Raw genomic sequence first — 15,613 nt, forward strand, 5'->3', positions numbered from 1 at the left:
TTTTTATAGTAGGCCTCCAAAGCAACGATCATAGCCAACTCTGGATCATCTACAGTGTTCACAGCGCGTTTTCTCAAAGGCGGAGATAACAAGCGTGCTTCAATTGCATCCGCAGCAATTAAAGACTGCAGGATCTCTCTAATTTCTTGATCCTCAATTTTAGCTACCAAACAAGCGACAAACTCGCCTTTATAGTTTACCTGGTATTGATCATCTTTGATCACCCAAAGTTCATCTTGCTCACTTAAAACTTTTGCTACGGTCTGTGAGTGCTCATCCATGATATCCACAAAAGGGGCCGTGTTATTAATTCCTGAATACATAAACTGAGCGTAACCGTTTTCCTTGTAAACAGGCGTTGTAGGACTGTAATTTCTAAAATTATAATGTTCAGAAATAGCAAATTCAAAGGCGTAGAGCGCTTCGTGCATCAGCTTGAGATTTGCTCCACTACAGGTTACCGGTTGTGGCTCATCCGCATAGCGGTATTCCATAGGCTCTTCACATCCTACTAAAAACAAACTCAATAAGGCAATTAGCCCGAAATTCTTACTCATTGTCCAAACGATTTTTTTCATGACTTTCTGCAATTCTTTTGATGATCAAAGGTTCGATAATTGTTTTACGTGCTTCCTGTTTTAAAAAGGGGTAGAGTTTCATAGTTTGACTCACTTTTTCTTCCCCATTCGGATACAGGTTAGTTCCTAAAAGAGCCTTGGCTCCGGAATCAAATGCGTCTTGCGCATATTGAGCCTGCTCTCTGATCTTTCTTTGTATGGTCCCAGCAAATAAGGCTTTGACAAAACCTCCAGAAGCTTCAATTTGTTTGAAGAGTTCCAGTGCTTTTTCTGCCAGCTGCTGACTCAGATCTTCTATGTAATAAGCGCCATCTGCAGCATTGGTCACTTGATCAAAGTAACTTTCGTGCTTTAATATCAGGAGTTGATTTCTAGAAATGCGTTCTCCAAACTCATTGCTTTTATGGTATATAGCATCGTAGGGTAAGTTGCATACAGCGTCTACGCCTCCCAAGACCGCGCTCATGCATTCGGTTGTGGTTCTAAGCATGTTCACATTGGGATCGTAAATCGTTTTGTTTCTACTTGATGGACGTGCCAAATGAGTGTCGTTCAAGGCAATGTTGTACAACTCACTTAAAGTGGCGAGCAGCTGTCTAAAAGCTCTAAACTTGGCAATCTCCATAAAATAGTTTGCACCAATGGACCAGCGATAGTTAATGGCTATGTCTTCTTTTAAATGGCCTGACTTTTCTAGGTGATTCAAGTATTCGTTGGTGTGGGCTAGGGCATAGGCCAATTCTTGTACCGCATTAGCACCAGCATTGCCAAAATGACTCACCGTTACACTTAAAGCGGAACTTGACGTAATCTTCAAAGCCGCTTCCATCAACAGGTGATCGGCTTCCTTATTGGTTCCCCAATTCCCTGTTTTGGCTAAGTTTCCAATGATATCGATCCCTAAATGGAAACTAGCACCGCTGGCAGCGGCAGCCTTGGCGAATTTTTCAAAGAAATCGGCATCTAGCGAGGCAAAATCACAATAGATCGTGATCCCTTCCAGCGACAATCCTTCAAACAAAGCTTCAGGATCAAAAGCTTCTGCGGCCTCCAATAAAATGGCTTCAGCACCGCCTTGAATGCTTTTTAAGATCAAACCACGAGCTACTCGCGTATCGTGAACAAAAACGGCTTGGGTCACTGACCATTGCTCCGGATATCTCAAACCAGTAACTGCCTCTGGGCTAGTCTCTGAATTGTAAAAAGGCTTAATGGTGATGCCTTCTGGAGTCTGCGTCAGCAAGGTGTCGTTGTAATCAGCGCCTCTTAAGCCAGCCTGAATACTCTGCTTCCATTGCTTGGCGGATACGCCTTCGAACTGCTCAAATAACTTATCGCTCATGGTTTTTGGTCGGTGCTGTCTTCGTGAGTGATTATAAAAATATCTTCGTTTTCTTTTTTCAAATAGTAGGCTTCTCGGCCATATTTTTCAAGCTCGTTGGTGTCTTGAAGTTTTTCCAGTTGTTTTTTGTCGTCTTGAATGTCCTGCTGATATTTCTCTGTAGTGCCTTCCAAGGTTTCAATCTCTTCATTGAGTTCTTGATGAATGAAGAAGTTGTTAGAATCAAAGGCGAGCATCCAAACCGCAAAGATCAAAGCGATCAACACATATTTGTTGGTAAACCATTTAAACCATTTGCTTGAGGTGATATGCTCGAACCGTTTTTTCATGAGGACAATCGCTCGCTAATTATGGTTCTAACGATATCTACGGCAACCGTATTATAACGATGCGTCGGTATAATAATGTCCGCATGCGCCTTGCTGGGTTCAATAAACTGTTGATGCATCGGTTTGAGGGTAGTTTGATAACGCTCCAAAACCTCATTGAGATCTCTTCCGCGTTCACAGATATCGCGCTTCAAACGGCGAATCAAACGTTCGTCAGAATCTGTATCTACAAAGATCTTAATATCAAAAAGGTCCCGCAATTCTGGTTGAGATAGTACTAAAATTCCTTCCACAATGATCACGGGCATGGGTGCAATTGCAACAGTTTCTCCAGTTCGATTGTGTTCTTTGAACGAGTAGACCGGTTGGGCAATGGGTTGCCCGGCTTTCAAGGCCTTTACGTGCTCAATCAATAAAGGGAAATCAATAGAATTGGGGTGATCAAAGTTGATCTTTACCCGTTGTTCATAAGTGAGATCGCTGGTGTCTTTATAATAGGAATCTTGAGTGATAACGGCCAATTCCGCCGCTGGTAGTTCCTCAACAATTTGATTGACTACAGTGGTCTTTCCGCTTCCAGTTCCTCCGGCAATGCCAATAATCAACATGCGTGTTAATGTTTATGCAAAAGTAGGACTTTTGGCGATTTTATTCGCTTGAAACAGGGCTGTTTCTAGGCTTATTTTGTCACTGCTTTTACCTCGTCAACAGTAACCATTTTGTCTTGTTTGTTGCTCCAAGAGTTCATGACGTAGTTGAGTACATCGGCTACTTCCTGATCGCTAAGTCCCAAGGGAGCCATAACGCCATTATAGGTTTCTCCGTTTACCACAATTTCTCCTTGTTGTCCGTATTTAACACTGTGGATACTTTCTGCGCGTTTCTCAGTAAGCCAGTTGGATCCATCAAGCGGAGGAAATGCTCCCTTAACACCTTGACCATTCCCCATATGACAAGCTACACAAAGACTGGTATATACCGCTTCTCCGCGTTCCATACTCGCTTTGAGGTCTGCTTTGCTCGCAGAGGTTTTCTGACCGCCCAATTTTACACCAGAACCTTGGTCACTTTCTTCTTTTTGATCGGATTTACAAGCGATTAAAGTGGCAAACACTGTGGCTATAAGCAATAATTTTTTCATGTTGATTGAGTTAATTGATGTTTAATTGGGTAGTAATCGTACAATTCCCTGGCCTTCCAGAGCGATGTAAATATAACCATTTGGCCCGATTCTAACATTACGGACACGACCAATTCCATCAGCGATCTTTTCTCGGCCAATAACACGATCTCCGTCCAATTTAAGCAGTTCTACATAGTTGAACTTCAAGCTGCCAACCAGAAGGTCATTTTTCCACTGTGGAAACTTATCTCCTTTGACAAAGGCCATACCACAAGGCGCGATAGAAGGGACCCAATAATGAAGGGGCGCTTCCATACCCTCTTGCTCCGTCTTATCGGTGAAGGAGGTTCCGCTGTAGTTCACCCCATATGAGATCACTGGCCAACCGTAGTTGGCACCTTTTTTAATGATGTTGACTTCATCTCCTCCTTTGGGGCCGTGCTCATGGGTCCAAATGTCTCCGGTTAGTGGGTGAACATCCATGCCTTGCGGGTTTCTGTGTCCGTAAGAATAGATAGCCTCTTTCGCTCCAGCAACTCCGACAAAGGGATTATCACTTGGAATACGGCCGTCGTCGTGTAAACGATAGATCTTGCCGTTGTCTCTTTTAATGTCTTGCGGATTCACATCGCGATTGCCTCGATCTCCAACACTGAAGTATACATAGCCTTGGGCATCAAAGGCAATACGGGATCCAAAGTGCTGCCCCTTTGTAGAATTGGGCATGGCTTTGTAAAGAGATTCTATGTTTGTTAGTTTATTTCCGTCGAGCTTGGCGCGGATCAGTTTGGTGTTTCCGCCATCACCACCACCTTCTCTGGAGGCATGAGTAAAATAGATCCAACCGTTGTTGGCGTAATCTGGGTGGAGGGCAACATCTAAAAATCCGCCCTGACCGCGAACATAGATATCGGGAAGATTCTCAATTAAGATCTTTTCTCCGTTTTTAAAGTGTATGAGTTCTCCGCCCTTCTCCGTAATGAGCATGGAACCGTCTGGCATCCAGGTCATGCCCCAAGGATTGGAGAGTTCAGGAACTACCGTTTCAATGCGGTAAGCACTGGAATTACCGTTGTCTAAGGCCAAGGTGTTCTCTTGATTCTGAGATTCTGAGCGGCAGCTGAACAAAAGTGCTACACTAAGCACCAATACTACAAAACGCATGGGTTTAATTTTATTCTAATTTACAAATTCCAGAGCAGCCAATCAATAGCTCTCAAACCAGTCAAAGGTATCATTGATAATGCGGTCCTTATCGCTATTTACATAGTCGAGATAAGCCTGAGCAACAGGCGATAGTTTTTTAGCGGAGCGCCAAACCAGATTCCAATTGGTTTTTACCGGAAGTCCTTTGTAGGGAATGATCTGCAGATCGCCATTGCTCAAATCATTCTTGATCCCTATTAACGGCATAATGGAGTAACCAATACCTGAGATCACAGCCTGTTTGAGCGCTTCATTGGACTGTAGGCTGAATTTTTTATAAGTAGGGAGTTTGTTTTTGCTGATGAATTCCTCCATAGCGGCGCGTGTTGCCGATCCCTTTTCTCGATAGATCAAAGGCAGCTCGGTCAGTACCTTTTTTCCGCTGGGTCTGCCGTCGGTTTCATAACGTCTTCCGCCAACCAGGAATAATTTGTTTTGCATGAGTTCCACGCGCTCTAGTTTGATCTGATCCGGAATTACGGAAACCATTGCAAAATCAACCTCGTTGTTCTCTAAACTGTTGACCACTGTGGCTTTATTGGTCACATTCATGATCAGATCCACCGCCGGGTTCTGCTGCATGAATTCAGAGAGAAAATACGGCATCAAATACTTCGCTGTAGAAACAATTGAGATCTTCAACTTACCCGAGATCTGCCCTTGGAAAGCCTGACTCTTATAATTGATTTGCTCTACTTGTTCCAAAATAGTCTGAGCAGCTTCTGCTATTTCTTGGCCAAAATCAGTGACATAAAGTTGGCGTCCCACAATTTCTGTTAGCGGAATTGAGAACTGATCCTGAAATTTTTTGAGCTGAATACTCACCGCTGGCTGGGTCAAATAGAGTGCCTCAGATGCCTTGGTAATGCTCTTTAATTCAGCGATCTTCAAGAAAATCTGCAGTTGATGCAAAGTGTAATTCATAACGATGATTTATGTAAAGCATTATAAAGATAAATAAAAATATATAATTATTTCACAGGATATTTGCAGCAAAATAAAATGAAAAAGTCATGAATAACCTCTTAATGCCTTCTAATCAAAGTGTTAGTGCAAGCGTGCTAAAAGACAAGTCAAAAAGACTGTGGGAAATGCTAAAAAAGCATATGCCAATAGTTTTTGGTTTGACCGCCTTTGGTTTATTGCTCAATGCTTCTGCGGCAACTGGAGGACTTTTTATGACCGAATTGCTCACCGTAGGCTTCATTTTGAGTTGTGTAATGATCATTGCACAGACAGAACGTCAAAGCTTTCGTGCGGAGGTTCGTAGAATCAATACGCGTTCCAAAAAATAATAGAGGACTATGGAATCACTCAAAAGACCAATTCAAAAAATTAATCTGATTGAGGGCGACTACAGCGCCCAAGAGACTCAAGATATGATCCATGCCGTGCTGAATGAAAAGATCAACTTTTTCAAGCTGCAGCTTTTAATGGACAGAGATAAAATTTCTACCCATAAAGCAAAGTATATGGAACAACGAATTGGCGAATTGGAAGCCGAAAAAGAACTATCACGTGCCTTTATCAATCTCAAAGGAGATAATCGAGCACGATACCGTATTAACGGTACCATTGAATTAGAACTAATTGAGGATTAATCTTTAAGAGTTAGCCACACAGAGATTATGGACTTTCATCTGCTGATCGACAATCTAACCAATCCCGCGCTTTTATTTTTCTTTCTAGGGATCATTGCAGTACAACTTAAAAGCGATTTGGCCATACCGTCGAACTCCGCAAAATTCATATCACTCTATTTGTTATTCTCAATAGGGTTTAAGGGTGGGCAAGAGCTCGCACACAGCGATTGGAGTGCTGAAATAGGATACTCCCTCTTGTTTGGTGTTGTTCTTGCCACCGTTATTCCGCTAATCGCATTTTTCATATTAAGACAGCGTTTTGATGTTTCAAATTCAGGAGCAATTGCTGCCTCCTACGGCTCGGTAAGTGCTGTGACCTTTGTAACGGCCATTTCTTTCTTAGAGATGGAACACATTGCATTTGGTGGGCATATGGTGGCAGTGATGGTCCTGATGGAAGCGCCGTCAATAGTAGTGGGTGTTTTACTGATAGCGCTTTTTAGCGCCACGCGTGGAAAACCCAAGGTGGGTGAGCATGTTAAGCATGCAGTAACCAACGGATCGGTACTGCTCATTATGGGAAGCTTGATCATTGGGCTATTGGCCAGTGATGAGCAGGCTCAGGGAATTAAACCCTTTACCACGGACATCTTTAAAGGATTTTTAGCGGTTTTCCTATTGGACATGGGGATCACCTCCGGCAAAAAACTCCAAAGCTTTTTAAAGAAAGGAAAGTTTGCGGTGTTGTTTTCCATTGTTGTACCTATTGTCAATGGATTGACTGCGGCCTACATAAGTTCTCTATTTACAGACAACATTGGGAATCAGTTCCTGTTCAGTATTCTTGCCGGTAGTGCCTCATATATTGCCGTGCCAGCGGCTATGCAACTGGCAGCACCAAAGGCAAATCCGAGTTTGTATTTGCCCATGGCGCTGGGAGTGACCTTTCCATTCAATATTACTTTAGGGATGCCTTTGTATCTCATCTTTATAACCTGGATTAACTGAATAATCAAGCCTTCAAGTGACCACGGCCTTTATAGCCGTGGTTTTTTGTTTGGACTGATTTTATCATGCCCGGACATAGAATTTTCTATCTTTAAAAGAAAAACTTGCTACCCTTTTGGTACTGCATCGTGTAAAATCAAGAAAACTCCGTATTGTACTGCTCTATATTACGAGCCTTGTATTGTTTGGAATCTTTTGGGTTTTTGATCGATACAAACCAATTATCGATGTGAAAATTGAAGCCATTGAACGTAAATATGCGTTCATACCTTACGAGCTTTATTATGAGTTTGCCGTATTGAAATACGCAATATTGACTGTAGTCATTTTGATACCGATAATGGTCACAACTATAATCTTGATCCAGCGCAGGTAGTGAGGTGTAAGATATTATGACAAGGAAACTTTTCTTACTTCTGGGTTTTGTTACCACAATTGGCCTGGCACAAACACAACAGAATGCGTTTTATGGCACCTTTACGGTGAACCTTGGAAATTATGTAGGGGTTGATGCGGAGCTCGACTATATCTTCAATGAAAAATACTCTTTTAGATTGGGGTATTCTGGCAACATTAGAAAGCCTGTTTCGGAACCTGATGATTACAGTACTGGCCTCACCGGCGCCTTACTTCTAGGCCTGACTAGCCCTTTTGATCAATTTGAGAACATCTATGCCGGAGCCGGACGTGTTTGGTCCTTGAATCCTGCCGGCACCGTTCGAATCAATGCTACAGTTGGACTTGGATTCACCATTTTAAGAGAGCCGGGGAATTGGCAACCGATATCTAATGGATTTCTGACAGAGAATTACACTTGGGAGTACAACCGCTACAATACAGTGAGTCTCGTGCTAAGCCCTAAAATTGAATTTCCCATAACACGAATCTATGGTTTGGTTATTTCTCCAACCGTACAGATCAATAAAGACAGAACCTTTATTGGGCTTGGAATTGGAAACATGATTGGTTTGCTCAGAAAAAGAGACAATCCCAAATCCGAAGAGGAGCAATAAGCCCTTGTTTTATTATTTTTAGCCGAATGCCCTTTAAATTTTAGTTTTATGAGAACAGTACTGATCACATTATTAGTCACTATCTCGCTCCTTAGCTGTAAACAAGAGAAATCTCATCCTAATCGCTTAGCCGTTGCCCAGCAGTATTATGAGATGTTGAACAGCAATGAGCTTTCGGTGCTCTCGAGCCTTATATCGGACAGCGTCACTACGCGTGAACCCAAGTATGATTATCAGCAGACCTTTGCCAGAAGTGGTTATGTAGATTGGATGAAATGGGATGCTGTTTTTAGGCCGAATTATGAGGTGCTAAAAATGGAAGAGGTAGACAGTACCGTGGTTGTTGAGGTCTCCAAAAGCTGCACGCGAATTGAGTTTTTACATGGAGAACCCATTGTCACAAGACAGGTCTTGTACTTTGATCAAGGACGTATCAGCATCATAGAAACCAAAGATGAAATTGTTTTTAAAGATTCCGTTTGGGTTGCCAACAGACAGAAACTTTTAGATTTTATGCAAGACAGCTTTCCAGAATTTGAATCTTTTATTTTTGACCAAACAGAAGAAGGAGCAAGGCGCTATCTCCAGGCCATTACTTGGTATGAAGACGTGAAAGGTGTAAATGCTCACTTTAAATAAGAATACAACGAAAAGTGTGATGGTGAATCCTATCTTTAAAACTGATACCTTTTTACTTCGCGAGATCACTGCGGATGATCTTCCGCATATATACCGTGGGCTGTCGCATCCGGAGGTCATTCCTTTTTACGGGGTGTCTTTTGACAGTTTGGAGGCTACCCAGGAGCAGATGGATTGGTATGCCCAGCCCGAACAGCAATGGTGGGCCATTTGCAGTGTGGATAGCGATGAATTTTACGGAGCTGCCGGACTCAATGATATTGATCAGCAGGCCGGAACTGCCGAGATCGGGCTTTGGTTATTACCTAAATATTGGGGGCAAGGAATTATGAAAGCAGCTCTTCCCTTTGTTGCTGATTACGGCCTCACGACCCTTAGTCTGCAACGGATAGAAGGCATTGTAGACAGTGCAAACACCAATTGCCGACGCGCTATGGCCAAGCTGGATTTCATTCATGAGAAAACCCTAAAAAACGCTGAAGAAAAGGATGGCCGCATGATAGATGTGGAGGTTTATGTAAAAACATTAAAATGATGCTTAAAAAGTTATTGCAATCACCTATCAATTATTTATTGTTCATTCTCGTAGGCTATTCGGTCTACGATTACTTTGAACACATTTTAAGACCTAATTCCATTTTTGAAGCCCACCCTTGGCATTGGCTAACGTTTAATATAGCTGCTGTAGGCTCTCTGGTTATTATGGTTCTATTAATAAAGAAAGGATTTGAAGTCATTTTAAAAACGAAGAACTTGTTGTTTGAAGTAGCGGCTATAGGCATTTGGATGGTGATTTACATTTTGGCGCTTGGGCCAGTTATAGATGCTACCTTTTGGCCATTTAGTGATCTTAGTTTTAAGTTCAGTTTTGGCCCGGTTATAATTATTTTGGGTGCTTATTTTGTGGTACGCGTAGTCATTAACCTCGTCATGCGCAAAGGACTGCTCTACTCTAAATAGCAGTAATCTCCGCCTGAGAAATACTGAAGAAGAAGGCGGCCGCTGGATTTATGTTGAGATTTACATTAAAACCCAAACGGCCTAATTGCTTAACGTTCCAGGTACCCCCATGTAAAGTTGGGATGATGGCCGCCAACGCGCACCATTTTCACCCACAATAAAGTCATGTGTTCTAAGTGTAATGCCTGTGCTAATCCACCGGTGTCCAGGGTTTCAAACCCTAGGTCTGTGTTGAGTTTACTAACCGTGTTTTTTGCATCCTGGTCATCTCCAGCAATGAGCATAACTGGCTTCGTATTGTGGTTGGGAAAGCTTGTGTTTTCTAGGTTCTCAAAACCGTAGATGGTATACGATTTCACAATCCGAGCATGGGTTGCCCATTCGTTGATTTTTTCTGCTCCTGAGACTTTACTCTCCAATCCATGAGAGATTCCCGGACCGACAGGGTTGGTACAGTCTATTAATGGTTTTCCTTTAAAATCGAGAGGAGCTAAGATGTCCTTGTTGAATCCAAAAGGGGTAGCCAAGAAGATGACGTCTGCGGCGTTTATGGCTTCTTGAATGGCCAAGACCTCAAATGCAGAATTCTTACTCAGCGCTTCAACTACACTCTTGCTTTTTGGGTCGTCACGGGCCACGATCACTTCATGACCTCGCTTTTGAAATTGATTGGCTAAAGCAAATCCTACCTTGCCAATCCCTATGAATGCCAGTTTCATTTTATTTTGCGAGTTGTTCTACTACTAATTTGGCCGCTGCCGCACCAGAATTCTGCTGCTGTCCTGTGATCAAATGACCATCGGCAATTGCATAGGAACTAAAAGGAGCGGCTACTTTAAAGGTGGTGTTGTCTATTTTTTCTGCTTCCTGCTGAATCCAATACGGCTGTATTTTTTGCCCAACAGCGGCATCAGCAAATGCTTCTTCTTCATTGGCAAAGCCTGTCCAAGTCTTCCCGCTAACAATTAAAGAGCCGTCGGATTTCTTTGCCTCCAACAAAAGGGTAGTAGCGTGACAGACAGCTGCACTGGGCTTTTCAGCTTCATAAAATTTGGCAAAAAGGGCTCCCAATTCCGCATTGCCTCTAAAAGTATACATCGGACCTTGTCCGCCGACAAGAAAGATAGCGTCATAGTCGTTAGGGTCTACTTCGGTCATTGCTGCTGTATTATTCAGCAGATGATTAAACCAGTCTTGTTGCATATAACCTAATGATATTACATCATGGGCAGGATAACCACTGGGATCCGTAGGGTCTGAATAGGTGTCCATTTGGAGACTACCACCTTCGGTAGAGGCTAGCTCAACTTGATATCCAGCTTCATGAAAGACGTGTAGAGGGTGGGTAAGCTCGGCAGCCCAGAAACCTATGGGCCATCCTGTTTGCTGAGATACAGATGGACTGCTGGCGATCATTAAAATTTTTCCTTTATAAGGCATGCCGTGGGCATGCACGTAGTGTTGTGTTTCTTTAACAGCTTGCATGGTTTTCTTTTTTAAGAATTACAGTACAAAGGTATTTTCACAATTCCTTCATATTACAAATGCCTATATTTGTTAGTAACTAACATCTTTGTAAGTATGCCTGATTTTTTAAAGGACCAAAAACGTTATTACACGCCTGTAGAATATGTGCTGGATAAAATAGGCGGACTCTATAAAATGCCTTTATTGTGGCGATTGAAGGATAAAAGCTGGCGTTATTCTGAGCTTAAAACAAGTTTACAGCGGACCTCAGACAGAATGCTCAGTAAAACCCTAAAGGAACTGGTTGCTGATGGATTTGTCAAAAAGCAAGTATTTGCAGAAGTCCCCGTTCGGACTGAGTACAGCATTACGGAACGAGGTTTGGGATCCATTGCCATTATCACCACTTTGCGCGATTACGGCTTTCAGCTTATGGAAGAAGACGGTATTCGTGAAGGAGATGGGTAAGTCCAATTTTTTCTGCTGATGTAACATTTTCAGATTTCTGCATCTAAAGCTCAAATCAAACTCAGAAATCATGAAAAGAATTGCACTTATAGTCGCTTTAGTTTTTAGCTCCATCAGTCTTGCCCAAGACCAAGCTATAAAGGTTGAGGTTCAAGGTTCGGGAGACCCTATCTTGCTTATCCCAGGTTTTACAGTACCCGGAAGCAGTTGGGACAGCACGGTTGCTTATTTATCTCAAAATTTTGAATGCCACACAGTGACCTTGGCAGGTTTTGGCGGAATGGAACCTATAGATTTTCCGTGGTTACCCCAAGTAAATGAAGCCATAGAACAATACATTCAAACCAATGAGCTTAAAGGACTTACCATTATTGGTCATAGCTTAGGAGGAGCTGTAGGAACTTGGTTGGCCAGTAGACCAAACAATACCGTAGAGCAGCTTATACTGGTCGATGCACTTCCTGCTGTCGGTGCGCTGATGATCCCCAATTACGATCCAGACGTATTGGTTTACGACAGCCCATACAACAACCAACAACTTGCCATGAGTGATTCAGAATTTGCACAGATGGCTACTATGATGGCCAGTGGAATGAGTCTTAATGCTGAGGCACAACAACAGATCAAAAACTGGATGCTGCAGGCGGATAGAAAGACCTATGTCTATGGTTATACCGATTATCTAAAATTAGATTTGCGTGAGGATTTGAAGAATATCAGTGCTAGCGTAACCATAATTGCCGCAGATCAACCTTATGGGAAAGAGGTTATTTCTCAAACATATCAGGGTCAATACGCTAATTTATCTACCTATGATTTGCGGATTGCAGAAAATTCTGCTCACTTTGTGATGTTTGATCAACCCGAGTGGTTTCAACAACAATTAGAAGACCTACTTAGCCGCGGCGAATGAATCTAGAAACAGACTTTGATAAGATCTTCCACCTCTATGCAGAGAAGGTATACCGTCTTTGTTTGGGGTATGCCTCCGGCGATGAAGCCTTGGCCAAAGACTGGCAGCAGGAGACCTTCATCAAGGTGTGGAAGCACAGAAAGTCTTTTCAGGGCAAATCAAGTGTAAGCTCATGGATCTATCGCATCGCTGCTAATACTTGTTTGGGTGATCTGCGTCGAGCTAAAAAGCAATTGCCGCTAAAAGAAGAAGCCCTAGCTGAGCTCCGCAGTGAAGAAACAGAGACGCCGGAAGATCAAATTTGGCAAATGTATCGATGCATTGATCAGCTCACGCCGCAGAATAAAACCATGATACTTTTGGAGCTCGAGGCAGTTCCTCAAGCGGAAATCGGACAAACTATGGGCCTCAAACACGGCGCCGTTAGAACGCGCCTAAACCGCATCAGAAAATCACTTTTAAAATGTATTACTCATGGAAAAGGATAAACTATCAATGCTCTGGGAATCCCAGCAAGCATCAAGTCAGGAGCTCAATCCGGAGCTGCTCAAACAATTGGCTTCTAAACAGCGCAAAGGACAGTTTTTGACCCTAACCATAATTGGAGTGACCTTTTTGGTGGTTGGATTGTACGCGCTGATCTACGCTTTAGGCACTTGGAATAACTTCAGTTTGGGTTTATTGCTGATGTTGCTGAGTCTGGCGGTGCGGATCGGTTTTGAATTGTTTTCTATGTACAAAAAAGAGACGCAGCTTGTAGCTATGGATCCGCTGAGTTTTCAAAAATATTTGAAGCAGCATTACCGCCTCAGACTACGTGTAAATTATTGGATCACACCGCTTTGCTTTGGTGTCTACTTGTTTGGTTTTACACTGCTATTACCGTTTTTTAAACAGGCCTTTTCAGGAGCTTTTTACAACTATATCTTAGTATCAGGATTTGGTTCCATTTTTATTGTTGGGATCATCATTGTTCGCTCTGTGATCAAAGAACTAGGCTTTTTAAAAGAATTACAGGGATAAATCCCGTTTTCTCGATGGTTATCATGGTATATTGCCCGTTTAGCATTATTTTCGAGCAACCACCTAGAATCTATCGGCCCTGTGAAGCCAGAACTAAACAATTAAAGCTGTTATGAAAAGCAATCTTACCGATTTGAGTACACTGGATATTTTCCTTTCCGGTTTATCAGCAGAAGAGTACACGAATTTGAAGCCAAACCTACTTGCCGAATCTCTTAAAGCCATGCCACTGCTTAGCTGGGATGTCTTTATGAGCACCTATCAAAAGCAATTGACCGAGGCTCATAAACGCTCGGAGGTGGAGAAGGTGATGTCTTTTGCTAAGAAGTTCAAATGGCAGACCGATCTCAATCTCGCTTTTAAAGAAAATGATTACGAAGCCTTAATTATCACCGACAAGGATCAAAACATCCTTTGGGTAAATGATGGATTCACGGTGATGACAGGCTATGAAAAATCGTATGCTATTAATAAAACACCGCGATTCCTTCAAGGGGTTAAAACGTCTTTGGCTACAAAAAAACGTATCCGGGCGAAGCTCAAAGCTAATCTGCCCTTTTCTGAGGTTATCATCAATCACAGGAAAGACCGTTCTCCCTACAAATGTGAGGTCAAGATCATTCCTCTGATAAGCGAAAAGACTACGCACTATATCGCCTTCGAGAAGGCGGTGGTGTAGTCCTAAAAATGAAACCTCAAAAGACGTACTTAAAGGGTAAATCCGTTTTTATAGTCTCCTTAGTGGTGATTTTGGTTACGGTACTGACCGTATATCTTTCGGGCATTAATTACCACCGCAGCTTAACGTCCAATTTATATATCTCCTTAGGGATCATTGCAACGGCTTTAGCCTTATTTATGACTTACGGACTTTATGTTGGAGTTGGTCTGTTGGACAACTTTCCCAAGTTCAGACATTTTCAGAGGGGAGATATTCTTGGGAATACCACTCCGGATATTGATTTACCAGACCTTGAGGTGGGAGAGGGTATTGGCGGTATTATCGCCTCCATAGTCCTTTGGATCCTCATGACCATTGCTATCGTGGTTTTGCTTATTGTTTTGGAAGCCATCTTTTGGTTTTCCCTCTTTGTATTGCTTACCATGCTGTATTGGGTGTTCTTTAGAGCTTTGCGATTTGTTTTTAGCAAATCCAAGGATACCCAAGGAGATCTGGGCATCTCTGCGATCTACGCTTTAGGCTATACAGCCTTATATGTAGGATGGATCTTTGCCGTGGTCTATTTGGTAGAAGTGTTGCGATAAGTATGCAATGGGGTTAATTTTGTTATCTTTAATTGTTCTCGCATTTAGATCATTCATAAAAGCGACTTAATCTAAATCGATACATAATTTCATGAAAAATACCTTAGAACAATTAATCACCAAATTCGATCTTAAACCCCATCCAGAAGGTGGTTATTACAAAGAGACTTATCGCAGTTCGGGTACTATTGCTGAGGCTAATCTTCCTGCTGCCTATGACGGGGAGCGCAATTATGCTACTAGTATCTATTTTCTTTTAATGGCGGATAATTTTTCTTCCTTCCACAGAATCAACCAAGACGAGATCTGGCATTTTTATGATGGATCCCCATTGCTTTTGCACATCATAACCCCAGAAGGCGTATACAGTGAGCATCTTATTGGGATTGATCTCAGTCGTGGAGAAGTTCCTCAATATGTAGTTCCAGGTGGTTGTTGGTTTGCCGCTGAGGTTATAGAGCCTAGCGGGTTTTCTTTTATCGGTTGCACGGTTTCTCCTGGTTTTAGTTTTGCTGATTTTCAATTGGGCAAGCGCAGTGAATTAATCAATGATTTTCCCAAACATGCTGATGTAATTGAGCGGTTGACGAGGGGGTGAATTTAAGTCTAGAGGCAGCTATTACGAATTCCAACTAAGTGGAAAAACTATTCCAATGAACCTAAAAAAACACTTAACCACTAAAAACATTGCTGGC

At 42.4% G+C, this 15,613-nt stretch carries 23 protein-coding genes; 14 read left to right on the top strand and 9 right to left on the bottom strand.

Features of this window, described 5'->3' with window-relative positions; translation table 11 throughout:
* From HRT75_RS11425 to HRT75_RS11455, 7 genes are all read right to left on the bottom strand, one after another.
* Nucleotides 1-557: hypothetical protein (locus HRT75_RS11425; RefSeq protein ID WP_291186721.1), on the bottom strand; the 557-nt coding region annotated here is incomplete at its 3' end.
* Nucleotides 550-1,920 carry a methylmalonyl-CoA mutase subunit beta gene (locus HRT75_RS11430; RefSeq protein ID WP_291186723.1) on the bottom strand — a complete coding sequence of 457 codons (1,371 nt, stop codon included), beginning with the start codon at nucleotides 1,918-1,920 and terminating at the stop codon, nucleotides 550-552. The genes HRT75_RS11430 and HRT75_RS11425, both read right to left, overlap by 8 nt.
* Nucleotides 1,917-2,249: a septum formation initiator family protein gene (locus HRT75_RS11435; RefSeq protein ID WP_291186726.1), complete on the bottom strand. Its 333-nt coding sequence runs from the start codon at nucleotides 2,247-2,249 to the stop codon at nucleotides 1,917-1,919. Before HRT75_RS11435 ends, HRT75_RS11430 begins: the two co-directional genes overlap by 4 nt.
* Nucleotides 2,246-2,857, bottom strand: coding sequence for a uridine kinase (gene udk / locus HRT75_RS11440; RefSeq protein WP_291186729.1), 612 nt, complete (start codon nucleotides 2,855-2,857; stop codon nucleotides 2,246-2,248). The genes HRT75_RS11435 and udk overlap by 4 nt, the downstream gene beginning before the upstream one ends.
* 71 nt (nucleotides 2,858-2,928) lie before the next feature.
* Entirely contained in the window at nucleotides 2,929-3,390 is a 462-nt protein-coding gene (locus HRT75_RS11445) for a cytochrome c (RefSeq protein WP_291186732.1), read from the bottom strand.
* Nucleotides 3,391-3,411: 21 nt separating this feature from the next.
* A complete protein-coding gene (locus tag HRT75_RS11450) occupies nucleotides 3,412-4,536 on the bottom strand; it encodes a PQQ-dependent sugar dehydrogenase (RefSeq protein ID WP_291186735.1) in 1,125 nt (374 codons plus the stop codon).
* Nucleotides 4,537-4,578: 42 nt separating this feature from the next.
* Nucleotides 4,579-5,502, bottom strand: a complete 924-nt coding sequence (locus HRT75_RS11455) for a LysR family transcriptional regulator (RefSeq protein ID WP_291186737.1) — start codon at nucleotides 5,500-5,502, stop codon at nucleotides 4,579-4,581.
* Between the two features lie 89 nt (nucleotides 5,503-5,591).
* On the opposite strand from HRT75_RS11455, the gene HRT75_RS11460 reads away from it, so the two are divergent.
* The 7 genes from HRT75_RS11460 to HRT75_RS11490 all read left to right on the top strand — a co-directional run bounded on the left by HRT75_RS11460 (nucleotide 5,592) and on the right by HRT75_RS11490 (nucleotide 9,781).
* A complete protein-coding gene (locus HRT75_RS11460; protein WP_291186740.1) occupies nucleotides 5,592-5,873 on the top strand; it encodes a hypothetical protein in 282 nt (93 codons plus the stop codon).
* A 9-nt stretch (nucleotides 5,874-5,882) separates the two neighbouring features.
* On the top strand, nucleotides 5,883-6,179 hold the full coding sequence (locus HRT75_RS11465) for a hypothetical protein (protein WP_291186743.1): 297 nt from the start codon (nucleotides 5,883-5,885) through the stop codon (nucleotides 6,177-6,179).
* 27 nt (nucleotides 6,180-6,206) lie between these two features.
* Nucleotides 6,207-7,169, top strand: a complete 963-nt coding sequence (locus HRT75_RS11470; RefSeq protein ID WP_291186746.1) for a sodium-dependent bicarbonate transport family permease — start codon at nucleotides 6,207-6,209, stop codon at nucleotides 7,167-7,169.
* Nucleotides 7,170-7,561: 392 nt separating this feature from the next.
* Nucleotides 7,562-8,182, top strand: coding sequence for a hypothetical protein (locus HRT75_RS11475; protein WP_291186749.1), 621 nt, complete (start codon nucleotides 7,562-7,564; stop codon nucleotides 8,180-8,182).
* A gap of 48 nt (nucleotides 8,183-8,230) precedes the next feature.
* The gene (locus HRT75_RS11480) at nucleotides 8,231-8,821 is read left to right on the top strand and encodes a hypothetical protein (protein WP_291186751.1); all 591 of its coding nucleotides are present in this window, start codon (nucleotides 8,231-8,233) and stop codon (nucleotides 8,819-8,821) included.
* A gap of 19 nt (nucleotides 8,822-8,840) precedes the next feature.
* Complete coding sequence (locus HRT75_RS11485; RefSeq protein WP_291186753.1) at nucleotides 8,841-9,356, top strand: GNAT family protein; 516 nt, start codon at nucleotides 8,841-8,843, stop codon at nucleotides 9,354-9,356.
* A complete protein-coding gene (locus tag HRT75_RS11490; protein WP_291186755.1) occupies nucleotides 9,353-9,781 on the top strand; it encodes a hypothetical protein in 429 nt (142 codons plus the stop codon). Before HRT75_RS11485 ends, HRT75_RS11490 begins: the two co-directional genes overlap by 4 nt.
* Before the next feature lie 89 nt (nucleotides 9,782-9,870).
* Here the strand turns inward: HRT75_RS11490 and HRT75_RS11495 are convergent, their stop codons facing one another.
* Together HRT75_RS11495 and HRT75_RS11500 are read right to left on the bottom strand one after the other, a co-directional pair.
* Nucleotides 9,871-10,500 carry an NADPH-dependent F420 reductase gene (locus HRT75_RS11495; protein ID WP_291186758.1) on the bottom strand — a complete coding sequence of 210 codons (630 nt, stop codon included), beginning with the start codon at nucleotides 10,498-10,500 and terminating at the stop codon, nucleotides 9,871-9,873.
* A 1-nt stretch (nucleotide 10,501) separates the two neighbouring features.
* The gene (locus HRT75_RS11500) at nucleotides 10,502-11,266 is read right to left on the bottom strand and encodes a type 1 glutamine amidotransferase domain-containing protein (RefSeq protein WP_291186761.1); all 765 of its coding nucleotides are present in this window, start codon (nucleotides 11,264-11,266) and stop codon (nucleotides 10,502-10,504) included.
* Between the two features lie 96 nt (nucleotides 11,267-11,362).
* Here HRT75_RS11500 and HRT75_RS11505 point away from each other — a divergent pair, with 96 nt between their 5' ends.
* The 7 genes from HRT75_RS11505 (at nucleotide 11,363) to HRT75_RS11535 (ending at nucleotide 15,516) form a co-directional block, all read left to right on the top strand.
* Nucleotides 11,363-11,716, top strand: a complete 354-nt coding sequence (locus HRT75_RS11505; protein ID WP_291186764.1) for a helix-turn-helix domain-containing protein — start codon at nucleotides 11,363-11,365, stop codon at nucleotides 11,714-11,716.
* Nucleotides 11,717-11,786: 70 nt separating this feature from the next.
* A complete protein-coding gene (locus HRT75_RS11510; protein WP_291186768.1) occupies nucleotides 11,787-12,629 on the top strand; it encodes an alpha/beta hydrolase in 843 nt (280 codons plus the stop codon).
* A complete protein-coding gene (locus HRT75_RS11515; protein WP_291186771.1) occupies nucleotides 12,626-13,117 on the top strand; it encodes an RNA polymerase sigma factor in 492 nt (163 codons plus the stop codon). The genes HRT75_RS11510 and HRT75_RS11515 overlap by 4 nt, the downstream gene beginning before the upstream one ends.
* Nucleotides 13,104-13,652: a hypothetical protein gene (locus HRT75_RS11520; protein ID WP_291186774.1), complete on the top strand. Its 549-nt coding sequence runs from the start codon at nucleotides 13,104-13,106 to the stop codon at nucleotides 13,650-13,652. Before HRT75_RS11515 ends, HRT75_RS11520 begins: the two co-directional genes overlap by 14 nt.
* Before the next feature lie 112 nt (nucleotides 13,653-13,764).
* On the top strand, nucleotides 13,765-14,331 hold the full coding sequence (locus tag HRT75_RS11525; RefSeq protein WP_291186777.1) for a PAS domain-containing protein: 567 nt from the start codon (nucleotides 13,765-13,767) through the stop codon (nucleotides 14,329-14,331).
* 8 nt (nucleotides 14,332-14,339) lie between these two features.
* Nucleotides 14,340-14,918: a hypothetical protein gene (locus HRT75_RS11530; protein ID WP_291186780.1), complete on the top strand. Its 579-nt coding sequence runs from the start codon at nucleotides 14,340-14,342 to the stop codon at nucleotides 14,916-14,918.
* Nucleotides 14,919-15,009: 91 nt separating this feature from the next.
* Nucleotides 15,010-15,516: a cupin domain-containing protein gene (locus HRT75_RS11535; RefSeq protein WP_291186783.1), complete on the top strand. Its 507-nt coding sequence runs from the start codon at nucleotides 15,010-15,012 to the stop codon at nucleotides 15,514-15,516.
* The last annotated feature ends 97 nt before the right edge of the window (nucleotides 15,517-15,613 follow it).

The sequence above is a fragment of the Gilvibacter sp. genome (genome assembly GCF_013214815.1).
Lineage (GTDB): Bacteria > Bacteroidota > Bacteroidia > Flavobacteriales > Flavobacteriaceae > Gilvibacter.